Annotated in this window: 16 protein-coding genes, 1 tRNA gene and 2 rRNA genes (1 of these 19 running past the window's edge); 7 read left to right on the top strand and 12 right to left on the bottom strand. The window is 70.3% G+C overall.

The features are described from left to right. Positions 1 to 64 precede the first annotated feature (64 nt). A tRNA-Ser gene (locus tag OHQ87_RS25965) sits at positions 65 to 151 on the bottom strand. A 75-nt stretch (positions 152 to 226) separates the two neighbouring features. On the opposite strand from OHQ87_RS25965, the gene deoD reads away from it, so the two are divergent. Next, on the top strand, positions 227 to 937 hold the full coding sequence (gene deoD / locus OHQ87_RS25960) for a purine-nucleoside phosphorylase (RefSeq protein ID WP_328342048.1): 711 nt from the start codon (positions 227 to 229) through the stop codon (positions 935 to 937). A 154-nt stretch (positions 938 to 1091) separates the two neighbouring features. On the opposite strand, the gene OHQ87_RS25955 is transcribed toward deoD, so the two are convergent. The 4 genes from OHQ87_RS25955 to OHQ87_RS25940 form a co-directional block, all read right to left on the bottom strand. Continuing rightward, positions 1092 to 1661, bottom strand: coding sequence for a nucleoside deaminase (locus OHQ87_RS25955; RefSeq protein ID WP_328349000.1), 570 nt, complete (start codon positions 1659 to 1661; stop codon positions 1092 to 1094). 64 nt (positions 1662 to 1725) lie between these two features. After that, the gene (locus OHQ87_RS25950; RefSeq protein WP_328342046.1) at positions 1726 to 2259 is read right to left on the bottom strand and encodes a tRNA adenosine deaminase-associated protein; all 534 of its coding nucleotides are present in this window, start codon (positions 2257 to 2259) and stop codon (positions 1726 to 1728) included. A 113-nt stretch (positions 2260 to 2372) separates the two neighbouring features. Beyond that, the gene (locus tag OHQ87_RS25945; RefSeq protein WP_204926980.1) at positions 2373 to 2540 is read right to left on the bottom strand and encodes a hypothetical protein; all 168 of its coding nucleotides are present in this window, start codon (positions 2538 to 2540) and stop codon (positions 2373 to 2375) included. Positions 2541 to 2612: 72 nt separating this feature from the next. Continuing rightward, positions 2613 to 2987, bottom strand: a complete 375-nt coding sequence (locus OHQ87_RS25940; protein ID WP_328342039.1) for a hypothetical protein — start codon at positions 2985 to 2987, stop codon at positions 2613 to 2615. Between OHQ87_RS25940 and OHQ87_RS25935 the strand changes: the two genes are divergently transcribed. The 3 genes from OHQ87_RS25935 (at position 2986) to OHQ87_RS25925 (ending at position 8182) form a co-directional block, all read left to right on the top strand. Further along, the gene (locus OHQ87_RS25935; protein WP_442930601.1) at positions 2986 to 3930 is read left to right on the top strand and encodes a peptidoglycan DD-metalloendopeptidase family protein; all 945 of its coding nucleotides are present in this window, start codon (positions 2986 to 2988) and stop codon (positions 3928 to 3930) included. The genes OHQ87_RS25940 and OHQ87_RS25935 overlap by 2 nt on opposite strands. Positions 3931 to 4069: 139 nt before the next feature. Then, entirely contained in the window at positions 4070 to 7030 is a 2961-nt protein-coding gene (locus OHQ87_RS25930) for a glycosyl hydrolase (protein ID WP_328342034.1), read from the top strand. 75 nt (positions 7031 to 7105) lie between these two features. Next, a complete protein-coding gene (locus OHQ87_RS25925) occupies positions 7106 to 8182 on the top strand; it encodes a PHP domain-containing protein (protein ID WP_328342032.1) in 1077 nt (358 codons plus the stop codon). A gap of 195 nt (positions 8183 to 8377) precedes the next feature. On the opposite strand, the gene OHQ87_RS25920 is transcribed toward OHQ87_RS25925, so the two are convergent. Continuing rightward, positions 8378 to 9409 carry a DMT family transporter gene (locus tag OHQ87_RS25920; protein ID WP_328342030.1) on the bottom strand — a complete coding sequence of 344 codons (1032 nt, stop codon included), beginning with the start codon at positions 9407 to 9409 and terminating at the stop codon, positions 8378 to 8380. A gap of 178 nt (positions 9410 to 9587) precedes the next feature. Here OHQ87_RS25920 and OHQ87_RS25915 point away from each other — a divergent pair, with 178 nt between their 5' ends. Then, a complete protein-coding gene (locus OHQ87_RS25915; protein WP_328342028.1) occupies positions 9588 to 10256 on the top strand; it encodes a Uma2 family endonuclease in 669 nt (222 codons plus the stop codon). After that, complete coding sequence (locus tag OHQ87_RS25910) at positions 10240 to 11910, top strand: DUF885 domain-containing protein (RefSeq protein WP_328342027.1); 1671 nt, start codon at positions 10240 to 10242, stop codon at positions 11908 to 11910. The genes OHQ87_RS25915 and OHQ87_RS25910 overlap by 17 nt, the downstream gene beginning before the upstream one ends. A 156-nt stretch (positions 11911 to 12066) precedes the next feature. Here OHQ87_RS25910 and OHQ87_RS25905 read toward each other — a convergent pair whose 3' ends face one another. The 3 genes from OHQ87_RS25905 to OHQ87_RS25895 all read right to left on the bottom strand — a co-directional run bounded on the left by OHQ87_RS25905 (position 12067) and on the right by OHQ87_RS25895 (position 14848). Continuing rightward, a complete protein-coding gene (locus tag OHQ87_RS25905) occupies positions 12067 to 13677 on the bottom strand; it encodes a DUF6114 domain-containing protein (protein ID WP_328342025.1) in 1611 nt (536 codons plus the stop codon). Between the two features lie 78 nt (positions 13678 to 13755). Then, entirely contained in the window at positions 13756 to 14298 is a 543-nt protein-coding gene (locus tag OHQ87_RS25900; RefSeq protein WP_328348999.1) for a DUF6230 family protein, read from the bottom strand. 424 nt (positions 14299 to 14722) lie between these two features. Next, positions 14723 to 14848, bottom strand: coding sequence for a hypothetical protein (locus OHQ87_RS25895; protein ID WP_328342023.1), 126 nt, complete (start codon positions 14846 to 14848; stop codon positions 14723 to 14725). A 154-nt stretch (positions 14849 to 15002) separates the two neighbouring features. On the opposite strand from OHQ87_RS25895, the gene OHQ87_RS25890 reads away from it, so the two are divergent. After that, positions 15003 to 16826: a VanW family protein gene (locus OHQ87_RS25890; protein ID WP_328342021.1), complete on the top strand. Its 1824-nt coding sequence runs from the start codon at positions 15003 to 15005 to the stop codon at positions 16824 to 16826. Between the two features lie 323 nt (positions 16827 to 17149). On the opposite strand, the gene OHQ87_RS25885 is transcribed toward OHQ87_RS25890, so the two are convergent. From OHQ87_RS25885 to OHQ87_RS25875, 3 genes are all read right to left on the bottom strand, one after another. Next, on the bottom strand, positions 17150 to 17776 hold the full coding sequence (locus OHQ87_RS25885; RefSeq protein WP_328342019.1) for an NADPH-dependent F420 reductase: 627 nt from the start codon (positions 17774 to 17776) through the stop codon (positions 17150 to 17152). Between the two features lie 248 nt (positions 17777 to 18024). After that, positions 18025 to 18141: ribosomal RNA gene (rrf, locus tag OHQ87_RS25880) — 5S ribosomal RNA — on the bottom strand. A 95-nt stretch (positions 18142 to 18236) separates the two neighbouring features. Beyond that, a 23S ribosomal RNA gene (locus tag OHQ87_RS25875) occupies positions 18237 to 19336 on the bottom strand; it runs 2009 nt beyond the window's last position.

Genomic DNA, 19336 nt, shown 5'->3' with positions numbered 1-19336 from the left:
GACCACAAACGGAACGCCCGGTGCGATCCTCGCGGATCGACCGGGCGTTTCGCCTGTTCGTGAGCGGTGGCGGCGGGATTTGAACCCGCGGAGGGCGTAAACCCTCACACGCTTTCGAGGCGTGCTCCTTAGGCCACTCGGACACGCCACCGCCGACGAGGGTACAGGAACCCCGGTTCCGATGCCGCACCGGTATCGCCCCGGCCGGCCTGGCAGGATCTTTGCCATGAGTACGCACATCGGCGCGAAGCCGGGCGAGATCGCCGAGCGGGTCCTGATGCCGGGCGACCCGCTGCGGGCCAAGTGGATCGCGGAGACCTACCTCGAGGACGCCACGTGCTACTCGACGGTGCGGGGCATGCTGGGCTTCACCGGGCGGTGGAACGGCGTCGAGGTCTCCGTCCAGGGTTCGGGCATGGGCATGCCGTCCGCCTCCATCTACGCCCACGAGCTGATCAACGAGTACGGCGGGAAGACCCTGATCCGGGTCGGCTCCTGCGGCGCGCTCACCGAGGATCTCCAACTGCGGGACCTGATCGCGGCGATCGGGTCGTCGACCGACTCGAACATGAACCGGATGCGCTTCGACGGGTTGATCGACTACGCCCCGGTCGCCGACTTCGGGTTGCTGCGTACCTCGGTCGAGGTGGCCGAGCGGCGCGGCATCACCATGCACGTCGGGCCGATCCTCGCCGCCGACGCCTTCTACACCGACCGGCCGGACCTGTACGACACCCTCGCCGACTACGGCGTGCTGGCGGTGGAGATGGAGTCGGCCGCCCTCTACACGATCGCCGCCCGGTTCAAGGCCCGCGCGCTGACCCTGCTGACGGTCAGCGACCACATCAAGACCGGCGCGAAGACCACCGCGCAGGAACGCGAGCAGACCTTCGGCCAGATGGTGGAGATCGCCCTGGACACCGCCGTCACCCGCTGAGCCCGGCCCACCACAGGGCCGATGCGGTGGTATCGCCGGCACGCGGACACCGCCGCATCGGCCCTGTCGAGTTGATCAGGCAGGAGCCCGCCGGGGGCCGCACGGAAAGCCCGGGTGGTCGCACGGGACCGTCAGGCGGCTGCCCGTTAGCTGGTCAGCGGAAGAAGGCGCGCAGGATGGTGGCGTTCTCGGCGGCCAGGACGCCGGCATAGACCTCGGGGCGGTGGTTGAGGCGACGGTCGCGCAGCACGTCCCAGAGCGAGCCGGCGGCCCCGGTCTTGGGCTCCCAGGCGCCGAAGACGACAGTCGAGATCCGGGCCAGCACCAGCGCGCCCGCGCACATGGTGCACGGCTCCAGGGTCACCACAAGCGTGCAGTCGTCCAGCCGCCAGCGGCCCAACCGCGCAGCGGCCCGCCGCAACGCCAGCACCTCGGCGTGGGCGGTCGGATCCCCGGTCAACTCCCGTTCGTTACGGCCGACGGCCAACTCGGTGCCGTCCGGGCCGTAGACCACCGCACCCACCGGCACGTCCTCCACCGCCCCACCACCGAAACCGCCGGGCCCGATGGAACTGTCCGGCCCGACGGGACCGTCGGCGGAGGGTAGGTCCGGGCCGGTGACGGCGATCTCCAGCGCGCGGCGCATCCACCGCTCGTGCCGTTGCCGGCGGCCGGTGGAATCCGGAACGGCCTGCCGGCCGGTCGCCCCCGGGCCGCTTCCCATCGGCACCGTCGGGCCACCGTCGGTGCCGAACGCCCCTGTCACGTCGTCGCCGGCGGGTGAGGGCTCAGACCTCACGCAGCTCTTCGACCTCGTCGACGCAGCCGAGCACCTGGCACACCTCGGCGGTCACGTCGGCCGGGAGCATGCCCTCGTGGGCACAGAGCTTGAGCAGATGCTGGGCGGAGATGCCCAGATCGGCGAGGATGTCGGCGTCGCCCACCGGGTCGGCCTCGGGGTCCACGACCGGTTGCTCGCTCTCCTCGTCGCCCCCACCGGCGGTGGTCGACGGCGGCTCGTCGACGTCGTCGAGGCCGGTGACCGAGGTCTTGAGATCGCCGACGAGCAGCGCACCCAGCCGGGACTCCTCCGCGTACGCCGAATCGGAACCGAAGACCTTCAGGTCCTCTCCCTCGTCGAGGCGCAGCAGCACCAGGTACGCGTCGTCGGCCTCGACGAAGAGCAGCGACACGTCGGCCTCCGGTTCGACATCGCGCAGCCGGTCGGCGACCTCGTCGATGTCGGTGGCGCCCCGCAGGTTCACCTCGGCGGCGTTCCAGCCGCCCTCGTCGCGCACCACGGCGGCAGCGAAGTACGACATGGTTCCCCCAAAAGACCTCGGCACGGCCGACTCGTTACGCGTGCACGTTAACCGGTCGGGTCGGCAGCCGACCGGTCAACGCCCCGAAGGACCGGGCAATCCCGGAAAGTTCGTCAGCCGGCGACGCGGCGACGGGTGGCGATGAGCTGGCGTAGCCGCTCGGTGCGTTCCCGCTGGGGCCGTTCCCGCTGGCGTACCGAGCGGGCTCCCGCCAGCTCGGCGAGAATCTGCAGGCGACGCCGGCTCCGCTCGGAGTCGAGCCGCGGGGTGTTCCAGGCCATGACAAGAGCGTCCCCAGTCACAGCGAGTACGTCAAGATGATGCGGCAAACGAAGCCGTGCGATCACCGTGAGTCACCACATCGGCCAGTCCGCGCTGACCGCCCACCGTGTCACGACGACTGCGAACGCGATGCTCCAACCACCCGCGGTGACGATAGCGACGCCGGTGCCGACCCCCCGGTCGCCGTACCGGACCAGAGCCAGTGCGGCGAGCCAGGCCAGCGCACCGGCGACGACCGTCCACCAGGCGTACCCGCCGACGTCCCGGCCGAGCAGGCCGAAGAGCACCAGCCAGGCGGCGGCGAGCGCACCCCCCGCGGCCACCGCGGCACCGGTGACCGGGTGCGGTTCCCGCCAGGTCGGCCGCCGGGGCCGCCCGGCGGGAAAGAGCCCCGAGGAGGCGTACGGGACCTGCGGCGGAGCGGGTCCGGGCTGGTGGTTCGTCATGCTCACTGCTCCCCCTCCGACCGGACGGACCACACCGCACCCGCAGCGCCCCTGCCGGACTGCCGACCGAAGGGGACCGGCAGGTCATGCCAGGGCCGAGAGCCGGCCCACCGGGTCGGCCGGTGCCGCTGTCGGTGTGACCTCCACCGTAGCGGTCTGCCAGGATGTCCGAATGTCCCTGCTGCGGCCCGACCGACGGCCCACCCGTCCGGCGTACCCCGTCCTGCTGCTGGTGGCGGCGTTGCTGGGTGGCTGCGGGACGGACCGACCGGCCGCGCCCCCGGTCTGGGACGGACCGACGGCGGTGGCCACCGGTGACCAGCCGTCGGTGCCGGTGACCCCCACCGGCGCACCCTCGACCACGCCGACCCCGGCCGGGTCGCCGTCGGCCACCCCGGTCCCGACCACCCTGCGCCGGGTCTTTCCGGTACGGGCGGGCAACGTCGACTACCACCCGACGCACTCGGGGTATCCGGGCACCGACATCTTCGCCGACTGCGGTGAGCCGGTGGTGGCGGTCACCGACGGGACGGTCCTGGAGGTGAGCCGGGTGGACCGGTTCGACAAGAAGGGGCCGCTGGGTCCGTACAACGGTGGTCTGTCGGTGTCGTTGCTGGGTGACGACGGGGTGCGGTACTACGGGTCGCACCTGAGTGCGATCAGCGCGGGGATCGACGCGGGGGTCCGGGTGACCGCCGGCCGGCAGCTCGGCGAGGTGGGCCGGACGGGCAACGCGAACAACGTCTGCCACCTGCACTTCGGGTTGTCACCGAAGTGCACCGGGCGCGACGACTGGTGGATCCGGCGGGGTGTGGTGTGGCCGGCGAAGTACCTGGACTCCTGGCGGGGCAAGGGCAACCGGTCGCCGGTCGCGGCGGTGGCCGCGTGGGAGCGCGAACACGGCTGCCCCCGCGCTCCGCGCGGCTCGTCCGCTGCCGGGTAGCCCGCCGTACGCATTGACGTAGGTATTACCCGTCGGTTAACGTCCCGAGTGAGAGAGCGCTCTCTCAGGTAACTATCCTCCCCAATTCCGACGAACCGCGCAGTTGGCCGTCCCAGCGGCTCCGCGCGGAGGAGGCACCATGACACCTCCCGTCCCCCGGCGTCGCACCCCCTGGGTGCTCGCCACCACCACCGCGTTGGCCGTCGCCGTCGGCGGCCTCACCCTCACCACCGTCGGCACCCCCGCCGAGGCGGCCACCGTCGGCGCCGGCAGCTACACCACCGACCCGGTCGGCCCGCTGCCCAGTGGCTGCGGCGACCTGTCCACCAACCCCCGGCAGTACGCCACCGCCAACGCCCCCGCCGGGCCGATCCCCACCAACGACTGGTGGTCGTCGCTGCTGTGGAAGAAGACGAACTGCTCCTACAGCGAACCGCTGCACGCCCACCCGCTGTCGTACCAGACGTTCACCGACGGGCTCGGCTTCTCGGCCCCGTCCACCGCCACCGTCACCGGCACCTCGACCGGGGTGGGCGAGTTCAAGTACACCTACACCGAGGACATCCGGGTCGGGGTGGCCGCGCTCGGCGTACCTGTCGTCAAGGTCGACGACTGGTCCGACTGGACGGTCACCCCGTACTGGAGTGACGGGGCGCGGAGCCTGCGCGCCACCATCGGCCACGGGCTGCCGTTCGCCTACTTCCAGGCCACCGGTGGCGACGCCCAGATCAACCCGACCGGCGGCGCGGCCACCGTCTGGTCGAACACCGGCGGCACCATCGGCTTCACCGTCCGGGGCCACGACTACGTCGGGTACGCCCCGACCGGGGCGAGCTGGACCGTCGTCAACGGACGGATCACCTCCACCCTGGCCGGCAAGGGCTACTTCTCCGTCGCCCTGCTGCCGCCCACCGCCGACGCCACCGCCCGCGCCGCCCTGGCCGCCAGCTACGGCCGGTACGCCCACGCGCACGTCACCGGCACCCGGGTCGACTACACCTACGACCCGGCGACCAGCGCGGTGGACACCACGTACTCGTTCACCACCACCGCCCGGGAGGGCACCGCCACCCAGACCGTGGTCAGCCTCTACCCGCACCAGTGGAAGTCGCTCGCCGGCAGCACCCCGCTCACCCAGACCTACCCGTCGGCGCGCGGCCGGATGAAGGTGCTGACCGGGGTCGCCTCCTTCCGCACCACGATGAAGTTCCACGGCGTCCTGCCCGAGGTGCCCGCCGTGGCCACCGGGTCCGGCACCGACCTGACCCAACTCAAGGAGCAGCTCGCCGCCGTCCGGGGCAACCCGATGGACCAGCGCGGCGGCGACACCTACTGGACCGGCAAGGGCCTCGGTCGGGCCGCCCGGATCGCCGAGATCGCCGACCAGGTCGGTGACACCGAGACCCGCAACGCGGCGCTCAACGCCATCCGCAGCACCCTGACCGACTGGTTCACCGCCACCCCCGGCAAGACCGCCAAGGTCTTCTACTACGACCGCAACTGGGGCACCCTGATCGGCTACCCGGCGTCGTACGGGTCCGACCAGGAACTCAACGACCACCACTTCCACTACGGGTACTTCGTCGCGGCGGCGGCGACGCTTGCCAAGTTCGACCCGACGTGGGCCACGCAGAGCCAGTACGGCGGCATGGTCGACCTGCTCATCCGGGACGCCAACAACTACAACCGGTCCGACACCCGCTTCCCCTACCTGCGGGACTTCGACATCTACGCCGGGCACGACTGGGCCGCCGGGCACGGCTCGTTCAACGCCGGCAACAACCAGGAGTCCTCGTCCGAGGGGATGAACTTCGCCAACGCTCTGATCCAGTGGGGGCAGGCCACCGGCAACACCGCCGTCCGCGACGCGGGCGTGTTCATCTACACCACCCAGGCCGCCGCCATCCAGGAGTACTGGTTCGACGTCGACAACGAGAACTACCCGGAGACGTTCGGGCACTCCACCGTCGGCATGGTCTGGGGCGACGGTGGGGCGTACGCGACCTGGTTCAGCGCCGACCCGGAGATGATCCAGGGCATCAACATGCTCCCGGTCACCGGCGGCCACCTCTACCTCGGCTACCGGCCGGCCTACAACAAGGCGAACTACGCCGAACTGGTCCGCAACAACGGCGGCGAACCCACCGTGTGGCAGGACATCCTCTGGCAGTTCCTGGCCCTCGGTGATCCGGACGCGGCGCTGGCCAAGCTACGGGCCAACCCCGGTTACACCCCGGAGGAGGGCGAGAGCCGGGCACACACCTTCCACTGGATCCGCAACCTCGCCGCGCTCGGCCAGGTCGACACCACGGTCACCGCCAACCATCCGCTGGCCGCCGTGTTCAACCGCAACGGCGCACGCACCTACGTGGCAAGCAACATCACCGCCGCGCCGTTGACCGTGCGCTTCTCCGACGGCACCAGCCTCACCGTGGCCGCCGGGAAGACCGCCACCACCGGGGCGTACACCTGGAGCGGTGGCAACGCGGCCGGCGGCACCAACCCGAGCCCCACGCCGACCACGTCCCCGACCACGTCGCCCACCCCCACCCCGACCGGGCCGAGCCCCACGCCGACCGGCCCGTCGCCGACCCCGACCAGCCCGACCCCGCCGCCGACCACCCCGCCGGCCGGCTCGCCGACCAGGTTCCTGCTGCCCGGCGGCGGGCTCGGGGCCTCCGGCACCGCGACGACGGCCACGGTGGCCGGCACCGGTGGCACGAACCACGACGGCACCCCGGCCAACCCGGTGGTCTTCACCGCCACCGGGCTCAACCTGACCTACGCCGGGGGCCAGACCGGGTTCGACCTGTTCCTCGACGCCGGCCAGTCGGTAGGCAACGGCGTGCAGGCCCGGGTCTCCTACGACCTGACCGGTGACGGCACCTTCGACCGGGTGGAGACGTACCGCTACTTCGCCACCGATCCGGTGCCCGGCTACGAGCACTACACGCAGAACGCCGGGCTGCACTCCGCCGTCGGCACGCTGGGCAACCTCTCCCGGGGCACGGTGAAGGTGGAGGTCTGGTCGGCGATCGGCGTCAACCCGTCCACCCTCGGCATCGGCAACCAGTCGGTGGTGAAGCTGCCGTACTCCTGATCCGTCCCTGCTGTCCACACTCCGCGCCGCCGGTCGTCCCCCGACCGGCGGCGCGGACGCGTAGGTTGACCAGACATGAGCGCCAGAGACCCCGTCGCCGACCTGCGTCGGATCGCGTTCCTGCTGGAGCGGGCAAACGAGGCCACCTACCGGGTACGCGCGTTCCGCTCGGCGGCGACCGCCCTCGCCGCGCTGCCGGCGACGGAGCTGACCGACCGGAACCGGGCCGGAACGCTCACCGAACTGCCCGGCGTCGGTGACGTCACCGCCCGCTGCGTCACCGAGTCGCTGGCCGGCGAGGAACCGGTCTACCTGCGCCGGCTGGTCGCCACCGAGGGCACCGACCTGGACGAGGCGGCCGGCGCGCTGCGGGCCGCGCTGCGTGGCGACTGCCACACCCACTCGGACTGGTCCGACGGCGGGTCACCGATCGAGGAGATGGCGCTCGCCGCTGTCGAGATCGGCCACGAGTACGTGGTGCTGACCGACCACTCGCCCCGGCTGACGGTGGCCCGGGGGCTCACCGCCGACCGGCTGCGCCAGCAGCTCGACCATGTGGCGGCGGTGAACGCGGCGCTGCCCGAGGGCTTCCGCATCCTCACCGGGATCGAGGTGGACATCCTCGCCGACGGCTCCCTCGACCAGGACGAGGAGCTGCTGGCCCGGCTCGACGTGGTGGTCGGTTCGGTGCACAGCGGCCTGCGCGACGAACGGGCGAGGATGACCCGCCGGATGCTCACCGCGGTCGCCAACCCGCACCTGGACATCCTCGGCCACTGCACCGGGCGGATGGTGTCGTCCCGACCGGCCGGGGTGACCGGCCCGGGCGACCGGGGGCACCGGGCGCGGACCCGCCCCGAGAGCGACTTCGACGCAGACGCCGTCTTCGCCGCCTGCGCCGAGCACGACGTGGCCGTGGAGATCAACTCCCGGCCGGAGCGGCAGGACCCGCCGAAGCGGCTGATCCGCCGCGCCCTGGAGGCCGGCTGCCGGTTCGCCATCGACACCGACGCGCACGCCCCCGGGCAGCTCGACTGGCAGCGGTTCGGTTGCGTCCGGGCCGCCCTGTGCGGTGTCCCCGCCGACCGGGTGGTCAACACCTGGCCGGCCGACCGCCTGGTCGACTGGACCCGCACCCGCACCCACTCCTGACCCGCCCCTGACCCGCCCCTGACCCGGGTCCCGCCTCCTGCCGGTCGCCCGACGCCCGACGCCCAACGCCCAACGCCCAACGCCCGCGATGATCCGCTCCCCGGGGGCCTGGTTGCGGTATCCGAGCTGGCGGGACACCGCAACTACGACTCCCTGGAGTCGATCATCGCGGAGGGCGGGCTGACGGGGACCCGGTCACCGCCCGGCAGCGGACGGCGTGCCTGACCGGCGCACCCCACCGGACAACGGCTCGACGCCGGACAACGGCTCGACGCCGGACGAGCTGGCCGCAGCGGGCGTCCGGCGGGGTCGGCGGGGGCCGAGCAGGCCCTGTGCGACGGCAACGCCGAGCAGTACGACCAGCGCACCGGCCGGCTGGTGCCAGTTCAGCCGCTCGCCGAGCACCAGCGCGCCGATCAGCACCGCGAAGATCGGCACCAGGTAGGTCACCGTGGCGGCGGTGCTCGCCCCGGCCATCCGGATGTTGCGCAGATTGATCACGAAGGCCAGCCCGGTGCCGAGCGCACCGAGCGCCAGCACGCTCCCGACCACCGGCCACGACAGACCGGTCGGTGCCGGCGGCACCCCGGCCACCAGCGGCCCGACGACCGCCAGCTGAGCGGTGGCCACCAGCAGCTGCGCCGCCGAGAGCGACAGCCCGGAGTGGGCACTGCCGGCGACGAACCTCTTCTGGTACGGAATGGCCACCCCGTAGCAGGCCGCCGCACCGAAGCACATCAACTGGCCGGCGAAGTGCGCCCCGCCCACCCCCTCCCAGACGCCGAGCACCACCAGCACGCCGAGGAAGCCCAGCCCGAGCCCGACGGCGGCCCGCGCGGTCAACCGCTCGGTACGGAAGACCAGCACCGCCAGTGGCAGCACGAACAGCGGTGTGGTGGCGTTCCAGATGCCGGCGAGCATCGACTCGACCCGTTGCTCGCCGTAGCCGAAGAGGGTGAACGGGATCGCCACACCGAAGGCGGCGACCACCACCATGTGCACCCAGACCCTGGGCTCGCGGGGCAGCCGGTCCCGGAGCAGCACCAACACCACCAGCAGCGTCGCCGCGCCGGTCGCCACCCGGTAGAGGGTGAGGTGCAGCGGGTGCAGTTCCGCGATGCCGACCTTGATGAACAGGAAGCTGGAGCCCCAGATCGCGGCGAGGGCGAGGAAGCCCGGCAGCCAGGTTCGCAGCGCGGCTCGGTCAGGGGTGGTGTGGCCTGTCACCCCTTGCACTCTGCCGCAGTGGCACGACGAAGTCCCGCGGATTTCGGCCACCGTGTCGTCGGCCACAGAGACCATCCGACTTGCGGACGATCCCGGCGGTCCGGGTGACCTGCTGCCCTGAGCCAGGCGACAGGAACTCCGGCGGCTCCGCCTCGTTGATCGACCGGAGGTGTCGTGATTGAGGTCGTCGACGAACGGTGCCGCACCGGTGCCGGCCCTGGCCGGTGGTTGGACCGTACGGCAGGCGGAGCGGCACCTGCCGGCCGGCGCGCTGGCCGGTGCCCGGCACGAGTGCGTCGACGGCCGGCTGGTGGTCACCCCGTTCCCGCCGGCCGTCGAAAGTGTGGCGACGGCGGCTCTGGCCAGCGCGTTTGTCCCGGCGGCCGAGGCGACCGGCCGGCACGTGCTCGGCCGGGTCAACCTGACCTTCACCGCGTCCTGCTGGATCCAACCGGACGTCACCGTCCTGCACTCCCTGCCGGCCGACGACGAGCAGGAACGCTGGGTGACGGCGACACTGTGCACGATGGCGGTGGAGTTCGTCCGGCGCGGTGACCGGCCGGACCCGGTCGACCGGCTGCGCCGTTGCGCGACGGCGGGGGTGCCGTGGTTCCTGCGAGTGGAGCTGGATCGGCGACCCCAGCGGATGACCGCGACCCTGTGGGGTAGGGACGACGGCGGCGGCTACCCGGTCGTGTGCCGGGCGGTCGGTGGCCAACGGCTGCGCTCCCGGTTGCCCTTCCCGATCGACTTCGCCCCGGCCCGCCTGCTGCCCCGAACCCGACAAGCGTGTTCGACAACCGGAACCGACGATCACGTAGGGTCGCAGCGTGGGACGAATCGATGACCTCGCGAACCGGTACGTGGCCGACTGGGCACCGCTGAGCCCGACCGGCGCCACCTACGTCGGTATCTCCGGCTACGACGACCAACTCGACGACCTCTCGCCCGCCGGCTACGAGGCACGGGCCGAGCTGACCCGGCGCACCCTTGCCGACCTGGACGTGACCGAGCCGGAGTCAGTGGCGGAGCGGACCGCCAAGGAGGCCATGCAGGAACGCCTCGGCCTGGAGCTGGCCCGTTACGAGGCGGGCGAGATCACCAGCGAGGTGAACGTGATCGCCAGCGGGCTGCACGAGATCCGGATGGTCTTCGACCTGATGTCCACCGAGGGTGAGCAGGGCCGGGCCGATGTCGCCGCCCGCCTCAACCGCTTCGCCGGCACGTTGGAGGGCTACAAGACCACCCTGCGCGAAGCCGCCGCCGCCGGCCGGGTCAGCTCCAAGGTGCAGCTGGCCGAGGTGGCCAAGCAGTGCGACAGCTGGACCGATCCGCACGGCGACAACTTCTTCCACGGCCTGGTGCAGCGGTTGGACGTCGACGGCACGCTCGGCACCGAGCTGCGCCGGGGTGCGGCGGCGGCGACCGCGGCGACCGCGGAGTTCGGCCAGTTCCTGCGTACCGAACTGGTCCCGCACGGGCGGGACAAGCAGGCCGCCGGCCGGGAGCGCTACGAGTTGGCCTCGCAGTACTTCCTCGGCGCGAAGGTCGACCTGGACGAGACGTACGCCTGGGGTTTCGCGGAGCTGGCCCGGTTGGAGGCCGAGATGCGGACGGTGGCCGCCCGGATCGCCGGCCCGGGTGCCACCATCGACGAGGCGGTGACCGCGTTGGACGCCGACCCGGCCCGGACCATCCGTGGCAAGGAGGCGTTCCGGGACTGGATGCAGGCGCTGGCCGACAAGGCGATCGGCGAGCTGCACGGCACCCACTTCGACATCCCCGAGCAGGTACGCCGCATCGAGTGCTGCGTCGCCCCGACCAGTGACGGGTCGATCTACTACACCGGGCCGAGCGAGGACTTCTCCCGTCCTGGCCGGATGTGGTGGGCGGTGCCGCAGGGGGTCACCGAGTTCTCCACCTGGCGCGAGGTGACCACGGTCTACCACGAGGGCGTCCCCGGCCACCACCTCCAGGTCGCCCAGACCGCCGTCCGGGCGGAGCTGCTCAACCGCTGGCAGCGGCTGCTGTGCTGGGTCTCCGGCCACGGCGAGGGTTGGGCGCTCTATTCAGAGCGGCTGATGGACGAGTTGGGCTACCTGGAGGACCCGGGCGACAAGCTCGGCATGCTGGACGGGCAGGCGTTCCGGGCGGCCCGGGTGATCATCGACATCGGCATGCACCTGGAGCTGGAGATCCCACGGGACAATCCGTTCGGGTTCCACCCGGGTGAGCGGTGGACGCCGGAACTGGGCTGGGAGTTCATGCGCACGCACTGCCGGGTGCCGGAGGAGAACCTACGGTTCGAGCTGAACCGTTACCTGGGTTGGCCGGGGCAGGCGCCGTCGTACAAGGTGGGCGAGCGGATCTGGCTCCAGGCCCGGGAGGACGCGAAGGCCCGGCGGGGTGCCGACTTCGACCTGAAGGAGTTCCACCGGCAGGCGCTCGACCTGGGCGCGCTCGGGCTCGACCCGCTGCGCCGGGCACTGGCCCGCCTCTGAACCGTGACCGGGCACCCGCCCGCTCAGGCCAGCGGAGCCGGATGCGGTACGCCGGCCGGGCGGGTCCCGGCCCCTGCCGGGTGGGCCGCAGGCCGGGATCAGTGGTCGGGGGCGGGCGGGTGCCCGCCCCCGACGCACCTGGGGGTGGAGGAAAGCTCAGGAGAGGTCGAGCACCAGCGCGGGTCGGGCGGTCAGCGTGTCGGAGTCGACGAACGCCAGGTCGATCACCGGGTCGGTGAAGGTGATCGGGACCGGTGAGGTGATCGGGATGCCGTCGGGAAACGGCAGGTCCGGGGTCAGCGTGATCTTGATGCCGAGCAGCCGGCCGACGAACCGGGTGGCGTAGAACGCGACGTCGCCCCGTACGGTCAGCTCGTCGGTGACGTACCGCTGGTGGCGACCTGCCGGACCGTCCGCGACAAGCATGAAGTCGGCGGTGACCGCCTTGCTCATGCTGAACTTCAGCACCGTCAGCGTGCCGTCCGAGGTGGGCAGGTCGACGATCCCCTCGAACCGCAGCCCGGTCATGGTGACCTTGGTGCCGGTCAACTTGGACGGTTGGCGGGCTACCGTCGGCTGTCCCGGTTCGGCGGCGATCCTCGGTAACGGCTTGCCGACCTCGACCCGCTTCGAAGCGCTCGGAACCGGCTTTCCGCAGGTTCCCCGGCTGGGCCGGGCGGATTCCGTCGGAGAGGGGGAGGTGGACCCCTGGGCCGGGACGGTGGTGCTCGGCCCGGGTCGAGCACCGGAACCGACGACTGGCCTGCTGAGAATGGGCTCGGGGGTCGGGGATGCCTTCGAGGAACGCGCCGGGTTCCCCCGGGCCGCAGCCGTCCCGGCGTCGCTGTCGTCGCCGGTGAACAGGCTGGTGACGCCGTCGAGGAGGTCGGTGAGCAGGTTACCCCCGGGCGTCCCGGACGGCATGGGGCCCGGACTGTCGGACGGCGTGGGGCTCGGACCGGCCGGAGCGGACGGGCGTGGACCAGGTGCTGACGCGGCCTTCGTCGGCCCCGGGCAGGCTGGCTCCGCGAGTGCCGGTTGCGCCCCACGGACCGCGAGCGACGCGACCATGAAGGTGGTGGTCAGCACCAGCAGGACCGCGTACAGCCGCGGATCCCGATGGTGCGGGCGGTAGGGGCCACCGCCCGGCTCGACCGCCGGCAGGACCTGCGTGGTGTCGGTGCCTCCGGTTCCCTCCCGGTCCACCACTGCCGTCTCGCGGAGCGGATTGCGCGGTGGGGGCAACGTGTCGGTCAGTGGCCCGGTGGTGTGCTCCTCCCGGCGCGGCGGCATCAACTCGTCGACGAGGGGTGTCTCCTCTGCTGGCCCATCCGGCTGGGTGACCGTCTCGTTCCCGGCGGCAAGAGGTGCCGGGCTGCGGGCCGGGACCCAGGCGAAGCCCAGCGCGCTCCCCACCATGCCCAGGAGCAGCCCGATGAAGAACCCACCGAGGTTGACCCCGATCAGGGAGTAGACAGCCGTCACCGCCGCGATGACGGCGTAGAAGTAGCGTTGCTGCGGCGTGAACCACATCAGCATCCCGCAGGCGACCAGGATGACCGGGATCAGCCAGGACAGAAAGCCGGTCGGCCCCATCTGGAAGGTGAGACCACCGAGGCTCATCTGGGTGGTGGCGAAGATCTCCAGGCCGGCCAGCGCGGTGAGGAGTCCGCCCCAGAACGGCCGTACCCGTCGCCACCGGCGGAAAGCGCGCCACGCCCGAGCGATCCAGCTCTGTCGGGCAGGCCGCGCTGGGGCGGATTTCACGTGTCCTCCTGGCGGTTCTGACGTGGGTGGACAGAGCCGGGGCCCGTCGCGGTGTCCGCCACGGGCCCGGTCCTCAGATCAGAAGCACTCCTTGGCGGCGGCACCGACGTTGACCTTCAACTTCAGGCCGTTCAGGGTGAAGACACCAGCACTGGTGGAACGGGCCACCTGCTCAAGGTCCTTGATGACGACCTTGTCGGCGCTCTGGCCGAAGGACTTCGGGGTGGCGCCGGCATTCAGGTCGGTGGCGTCCCGACCGATCTTGATGTTGGTGAACTCCGCGTCGCCCCCGAGCGAATCCATGTCGATGAGCAGGCCCTCGGCCGTCGCCGGCTTGCCGCCGCCACCGGCATTGATGGTGAGCACGATCGGCATGTCCGGCACCTTCACCGACTGGCAGAGGTCGTAGAGCTTGGCGTTGGTGATCTCGGAGACGGCCACCGGGTGGGCGGTCCCGTCCTTCTCCTTCACGAAGCCGCCGTACTGCTTGAAGCCGGTGCCCTCCAACGTGGAGGCACCGACCTTGAAGGTCTGGCCGGAGACGGCGAACGACGCGGCGATGGCGCCGTTTGACATGCCGAAGACGATCGCCCCGGCCACTGCGGTGGCTGGCACCATCATCGCGGCGAAGCGACGCCACCGTGTCCCGCCGGTCAGCTGGCGGCCTTCCGATTCACTCACGGGGTTCTCCTTGGCGAGGGGTCATCACCGAGCGCGGTCGCAGCTCGGGAGGGAGGTGGGTGGAGGGTGCTGCGGTTGCCACCGGGCCGGCGGCCTCGTGCAGTACGCGGATTGGATGTTCCCGCGAAGCGACCTACCTCACAAGACCCCTTGCTACCGGCCGGTAACGGGAAACAATCTTGAAGATGTCCGGATGTTACCGACGGTTAACATCGCCAGGCCGCGAAGTTCGCTCAATTCGCCCAGATCGCCGTGACCGAAGGGGGCTCCGCCACCCTGAGTAGAGGCATACTGACAAACATCACCTTTTGATAACGCTCGACTGAGGGTTGTCTGTGGGTGACGATTCCGGCGCAGAAACCGGTCACCCGGCCGGCAGCCCCCGGCTGCCGGGTGCGGCGAGCTGTGCCGCGAGCCACTGCGGGTCAGCGCGCAACGCCGCCGCCCGGTCGATTCCGCCGCCACCGTACGTCAATTCCCGTTCGCCCATCCGGACACCGTGCCACGAACGGCCATACACCGTGTGACCGGCTACGACACGCGGTGGTGAGGATGGCCGGACGCACGCTGTCGGCTGGCCGTCCGGTTGGCTACCGTAGGTGTCCCCGGGGGCCGCAACCCCCCGTGTGGTACGTCCGATCGAGGTGGCTGTGACCCTGTACGGCGACAACCAGGTCTCCGACGACCGCCCCACGGTGCAGGTCACCGCGGTGAGCTGGCCGGGCGAGGACGAGCCCACGACGGCCGGCGGGGCCGCGGGCTCGGGCTCCGGCGGCGGGCCGTGGTGGCGCCGCGGGCGGGTGCTGCTCGCCGGTGGGGTGACCGCTACGGTGCTGGCCGGGGTGGTCGGCGCGGGTGCCTGGGCGTACGCCGGGGACGTCCCGCGCGGCACCAGCGTGCTCGGCGCCGAGCTGGGTGGCCGCAGCCGCGCCGACGCGACGAAGGAGCTGCGGGCCGAGTTGGAGAAGCGGGCCGGCACGATGAACTCCCCGTTGACCGTGGTGGTGGGCGAGAACCGGGCGGAGATCAACCCCGCCGACGTCGGCCTGACCGTGGACGTGGACGCCACCGTCGCCGCCGCCACCGCCGCGCAGGCACACCCGGTGGACCGGCTGTTCGGCTCCCGTACGGTCGACCCGGTGGTGACCGTGGACGCCGCCAAGCTGGACGCGGCGTTGAAGACTGTCCTCGGCAAGCAGGGCCGGGACATGACGATGCCGGCGATCATCTTCACCGGCACCACCCCGAAGCCGGTGTACCCCAGGCCGAGCCTGACGCTGGATCCGGAGCAGTCGGCACAGGTGGTCCGCGCGGGCTGGCTGGCCGGGCAACCGGTGACGGTGCCGGTGGTGGAGAAGAACCCGGTGACCACCCGGGAGGAGGTGGACCGGCTGGTCGCCGAGCTGGCGAAGCCGGCCGTGGCCGCGCCGGTCACGATCACTTCCGACAAGGGGTCGGTAAGCGTCCCGCCGGCGGTGATCGCCCGCGCGCTGCGCTTCCCGGCCGACGACGAAGGGAAGCTGACGCCGAAGGTCGACGTGAAGCGGCTCCGGTCGGCGCTCGGCAGCAAACTGGCCGCGATCGAGTCCACGCCGAAGGACGCCGGCCTGACCATCTCCGGCGGCAAGCCGAAGGTGGTGCCGGGCCGGGCCGGGCAGCAGCTCGACTCGGCGGCGCTGGGGCGGGACCTGCTGGCGGTGCTGCCGAAGACGGACGGCCGCACGGTCACCGGGCAGCTCAAGGCGGCCGAGCCGGAGCTGACCGAGGCGAAGCTGGCCGAGCTGGGCATCAAGGAGCGGGTCTCCACCTTCTCCACCAAGTTCCCCGGCGGGCTCTCCTCACCGCGAAGCCAGAACATCATCCAGGCGGCGAAGGACGTGGACGGCACGATCGTGCAGCCGGGCGAGACGTTCTCGCTCAACGCGCACACCGGTGAGCGCGGCTACGGTCAGGGCTATCAGGACGCCCCGGTGATCGTCGGCGGCAAGCTGGTCCCCGGGGTCGGTGGCGGCGTCTCCCAGTTCACCACCACGCTCTTCAACGCCAGCTACTACGCCGGCCTCCAGGACGTCGAGCACAAGCCGCACTCTTTCTACTTCAGCCGCTACCCGGCGGTGATCGAGTCGACGATCTTCTGGCCGGACCTGGACTTCAAGTTCCGCAACAACACGCCGTACGGGGTGCTGATCGACACCGCGTACACCTCGAACACGATCACCGTGTCGATGTGGAGCACCAAGATCTACGACAGCGTCAAGACCGAGTACGGCCCCCGCCGCAACATCACCTCGCCGAAGACGGTCCACCTGGAGCCCGGCCCGAAGTGCATCGCCGCCGCCGGCAGCACCGGCTTCAGCCAGGACGCGTACCGGGTCATCAAGAAGGACGGCAAGGTCGTCAAGCGGGAGAAGTTCAGCTGGACCTACGACCCCGAGCCCAACTTCGTCTGCGGTCCCAAGCCCTCCTGATCCCCACCCGTTCCCTGAGCCCACCCGCTCCCTGGATCCGAGCGCTGATCGAGGCCCCGCTGGCACCGTCGCCGGGACGGCAGACGTGCGCGGGCCACGGTCGGGGGCGAGGTGGTGGCGCAGTCAGGCCGGCCCGGTAGTGGCGGCCCCGGCACGAGCGCGGTTCGAGGCCCGCCGGGCCCAGGCACGGACGAGCCCCGCCGGCTGATCGCCGGCGGGGCTCCGTGCTTTCCGGGTATGCCCGGGGTGTTCCCGATCCGCCTGCCCTGGATGTTCCCGGGTGCGCCCCCGCCCGGGGTGTTCCCCGGATGCGCCAGGCCTGGTCAGGGACGGGCGTCGGCGAGTCCCTGGCGGACGCCCTCGGCATCCCGGTCGGTGCCGTAGACGGGGGTGTCTGGCTGCTGCCGCCAGCTCTCGTCGAGGGTGCCCGCGTCCACCGGGTCGAAGCCGAGCGCGTCGACGAGCTGCATCACCAGTTGCTTGGCGTCGGCGTCGTCACCGGCCACCGGCAGCGCGATCCGCTCACCGGCGCCAGCGGGCTTGCCCTGGTCCATCAGGTGCGCGGCCTGGATGTTGTTGAAGGTCTTCACCACCCGGGCACCCTTGAGGTGATCGGCGGTCCACCGGCTGGAGCTGAGGCTGCGGTCGAGCAGCTCGGCGATGTCACCGTCACGCTGCGGGTAGTAGTTGTTCGCGTCGACGACGATCTTGCCGTCGAAGAGTGGTGCCGGCAGCTCGGGCACCACGAGCAGTGGGATCGCCACGACCACCACCTCCGCGTCCTGGACGGCCTGCTCGAGGGTGCCGGCGACCGCACCTGTCTCCTGGGCCAGCTCGGTCAGGCTCTGCGGCCCCCGCGAGTTCGTGACTGTCACGTCGTGCCCGAGGGAACGCAGCCGCCGGGTGAGGGTGCCGCCGATGTGCCCCGAACCAATGATTCCGATCTTCATGACCACTCCTGCCTCCGCCGCTCCCGACGGTCAGTTCCGGTCGTACGGTCAGCAGGTACCCCGACCGGTCCGCTCCGATTGCGAACGAGGCGTACTCCACGTCACGTTTTCCGTTGAGCTGATGCGACCCCCCGAAGCCGGGTCCAGCATCGACGGTACGAGGTGAGGGCTCCTGTCCGGGGCGATTCACCGAACCACGGGGGAAATGCAGTAAGCCCACCCCGCGGGGTGGGCTTACTGTGAAAGTTGTCCGGCGGTGTCCTACTCTCCCACACCCTCCCGAGTGCAGTACCATCGGCGCTGGAGGGCTTAGCTTCCGGGTTCGGAATGTGACCGGGCGTTTCCCCTCCGCCATGACCGCCGTAACTCTATGAACATATCAACACACGCGCGGGCTGGTCGTGTGACCAGTCGGGGTGTTTGCTTGTTCAGAGTTGCACAGTGGACGCGTAGCAGCTTCGTAGTCAAGTCCTCGGCCTATTAGTACCGGTCAACTGAACCCGTTACCGGGCTTACATTTCCGGCCTATCAACCCAGTCGTCTAGCTGGGGGCCTTACCCCACCATAGGTGGGTGGGATACCTCATCTTGAAGCAGGCTTCCCGCTTAGATGCTTTCAGCGGTTATCCCTTCCGAACGTAGCTAACCAGCCGTGCCCCTGGCGGGACAACTGGCACACCAGAGGTTCGTCCGTCCCGGTCCTCTCGTACTAGGGACAGCCCTTCTCAAGTATCCTACGCGCACGGCGGATAGGGACCGAACTGTCTCACGACGTTCTAAACCCAGCTCGCGTACCGCTTTAATGGGCGAACAGCCCAACCCTTGGGACCTGCTACAGCCCCAGGATGCGACGAGCCGACATCGAGGTGCCAAACCATCCCGTCGATATGGACTCTTGGGGAAGATCAGCCTGTTATCCCCGGGGTACCTTTTATCCGTTGAGCGACACCGCTTCCACTCGCAAGTGCCGGATCACTAGTCCCGACTTTCGTCCCTGCTCGACCTGTCAGTCTCACAGTCAAGCTCCCTTGTGTACTTGCACTCAACACCTGATTGCCAACCAGGCTGAGGGAACCTTTGGGCGCCTCCGTTACCCTTTAGGAGGCAACCGCCCCAGTTAAACTACCCACCAGACACTGTCCCTGAACCGGATAACGGTCCGAAGTTAGATACCCAAATCAACCAGAGTGGTATTTCAAGATTGCCTCCACCCATACTGGCGTACAGGTTTCACTGGCTCCCACCTATCCTACACAAGCCCATTCAGATACCAATGTCAAGCTATAGTAAAGGTCCCGGGGTCTTTCCGTCCTGCCGCGCGTAACGAGCATCTTTACTCGTACTGCAATTTCGCCGGGCCTGTGGTTGAGACAGTGGGGAAGTCGTTACGCCATTCGTGCAGGTCGGAACTTACCCGACAAGGAATTTCGCTACCTTAGGATGGTTATAGTTACCACCGCCGTTTACTGGCGCTTAAGTTCTCCGCCTCGCCCCGAAAGGCTAACAGGTCCCCTTAACGTTCCAGCACCGGGCAGGCGTCAGTCCATATACATCGAATTAC

Source organism: Micromonospora sp. NBC_00421 (assembly GCF_036017915.1).
Classification (GTDB): domain Bacteria; phylum Actinomycetota; class Actinomycetes; order Mycobacteriales; family Micromonosporaceae; genus Micromonospora.
Note: the sequence above shows the minus strand (reverse complement) of the source record. Positions and strands in the feature narration are given on the sequence as shown.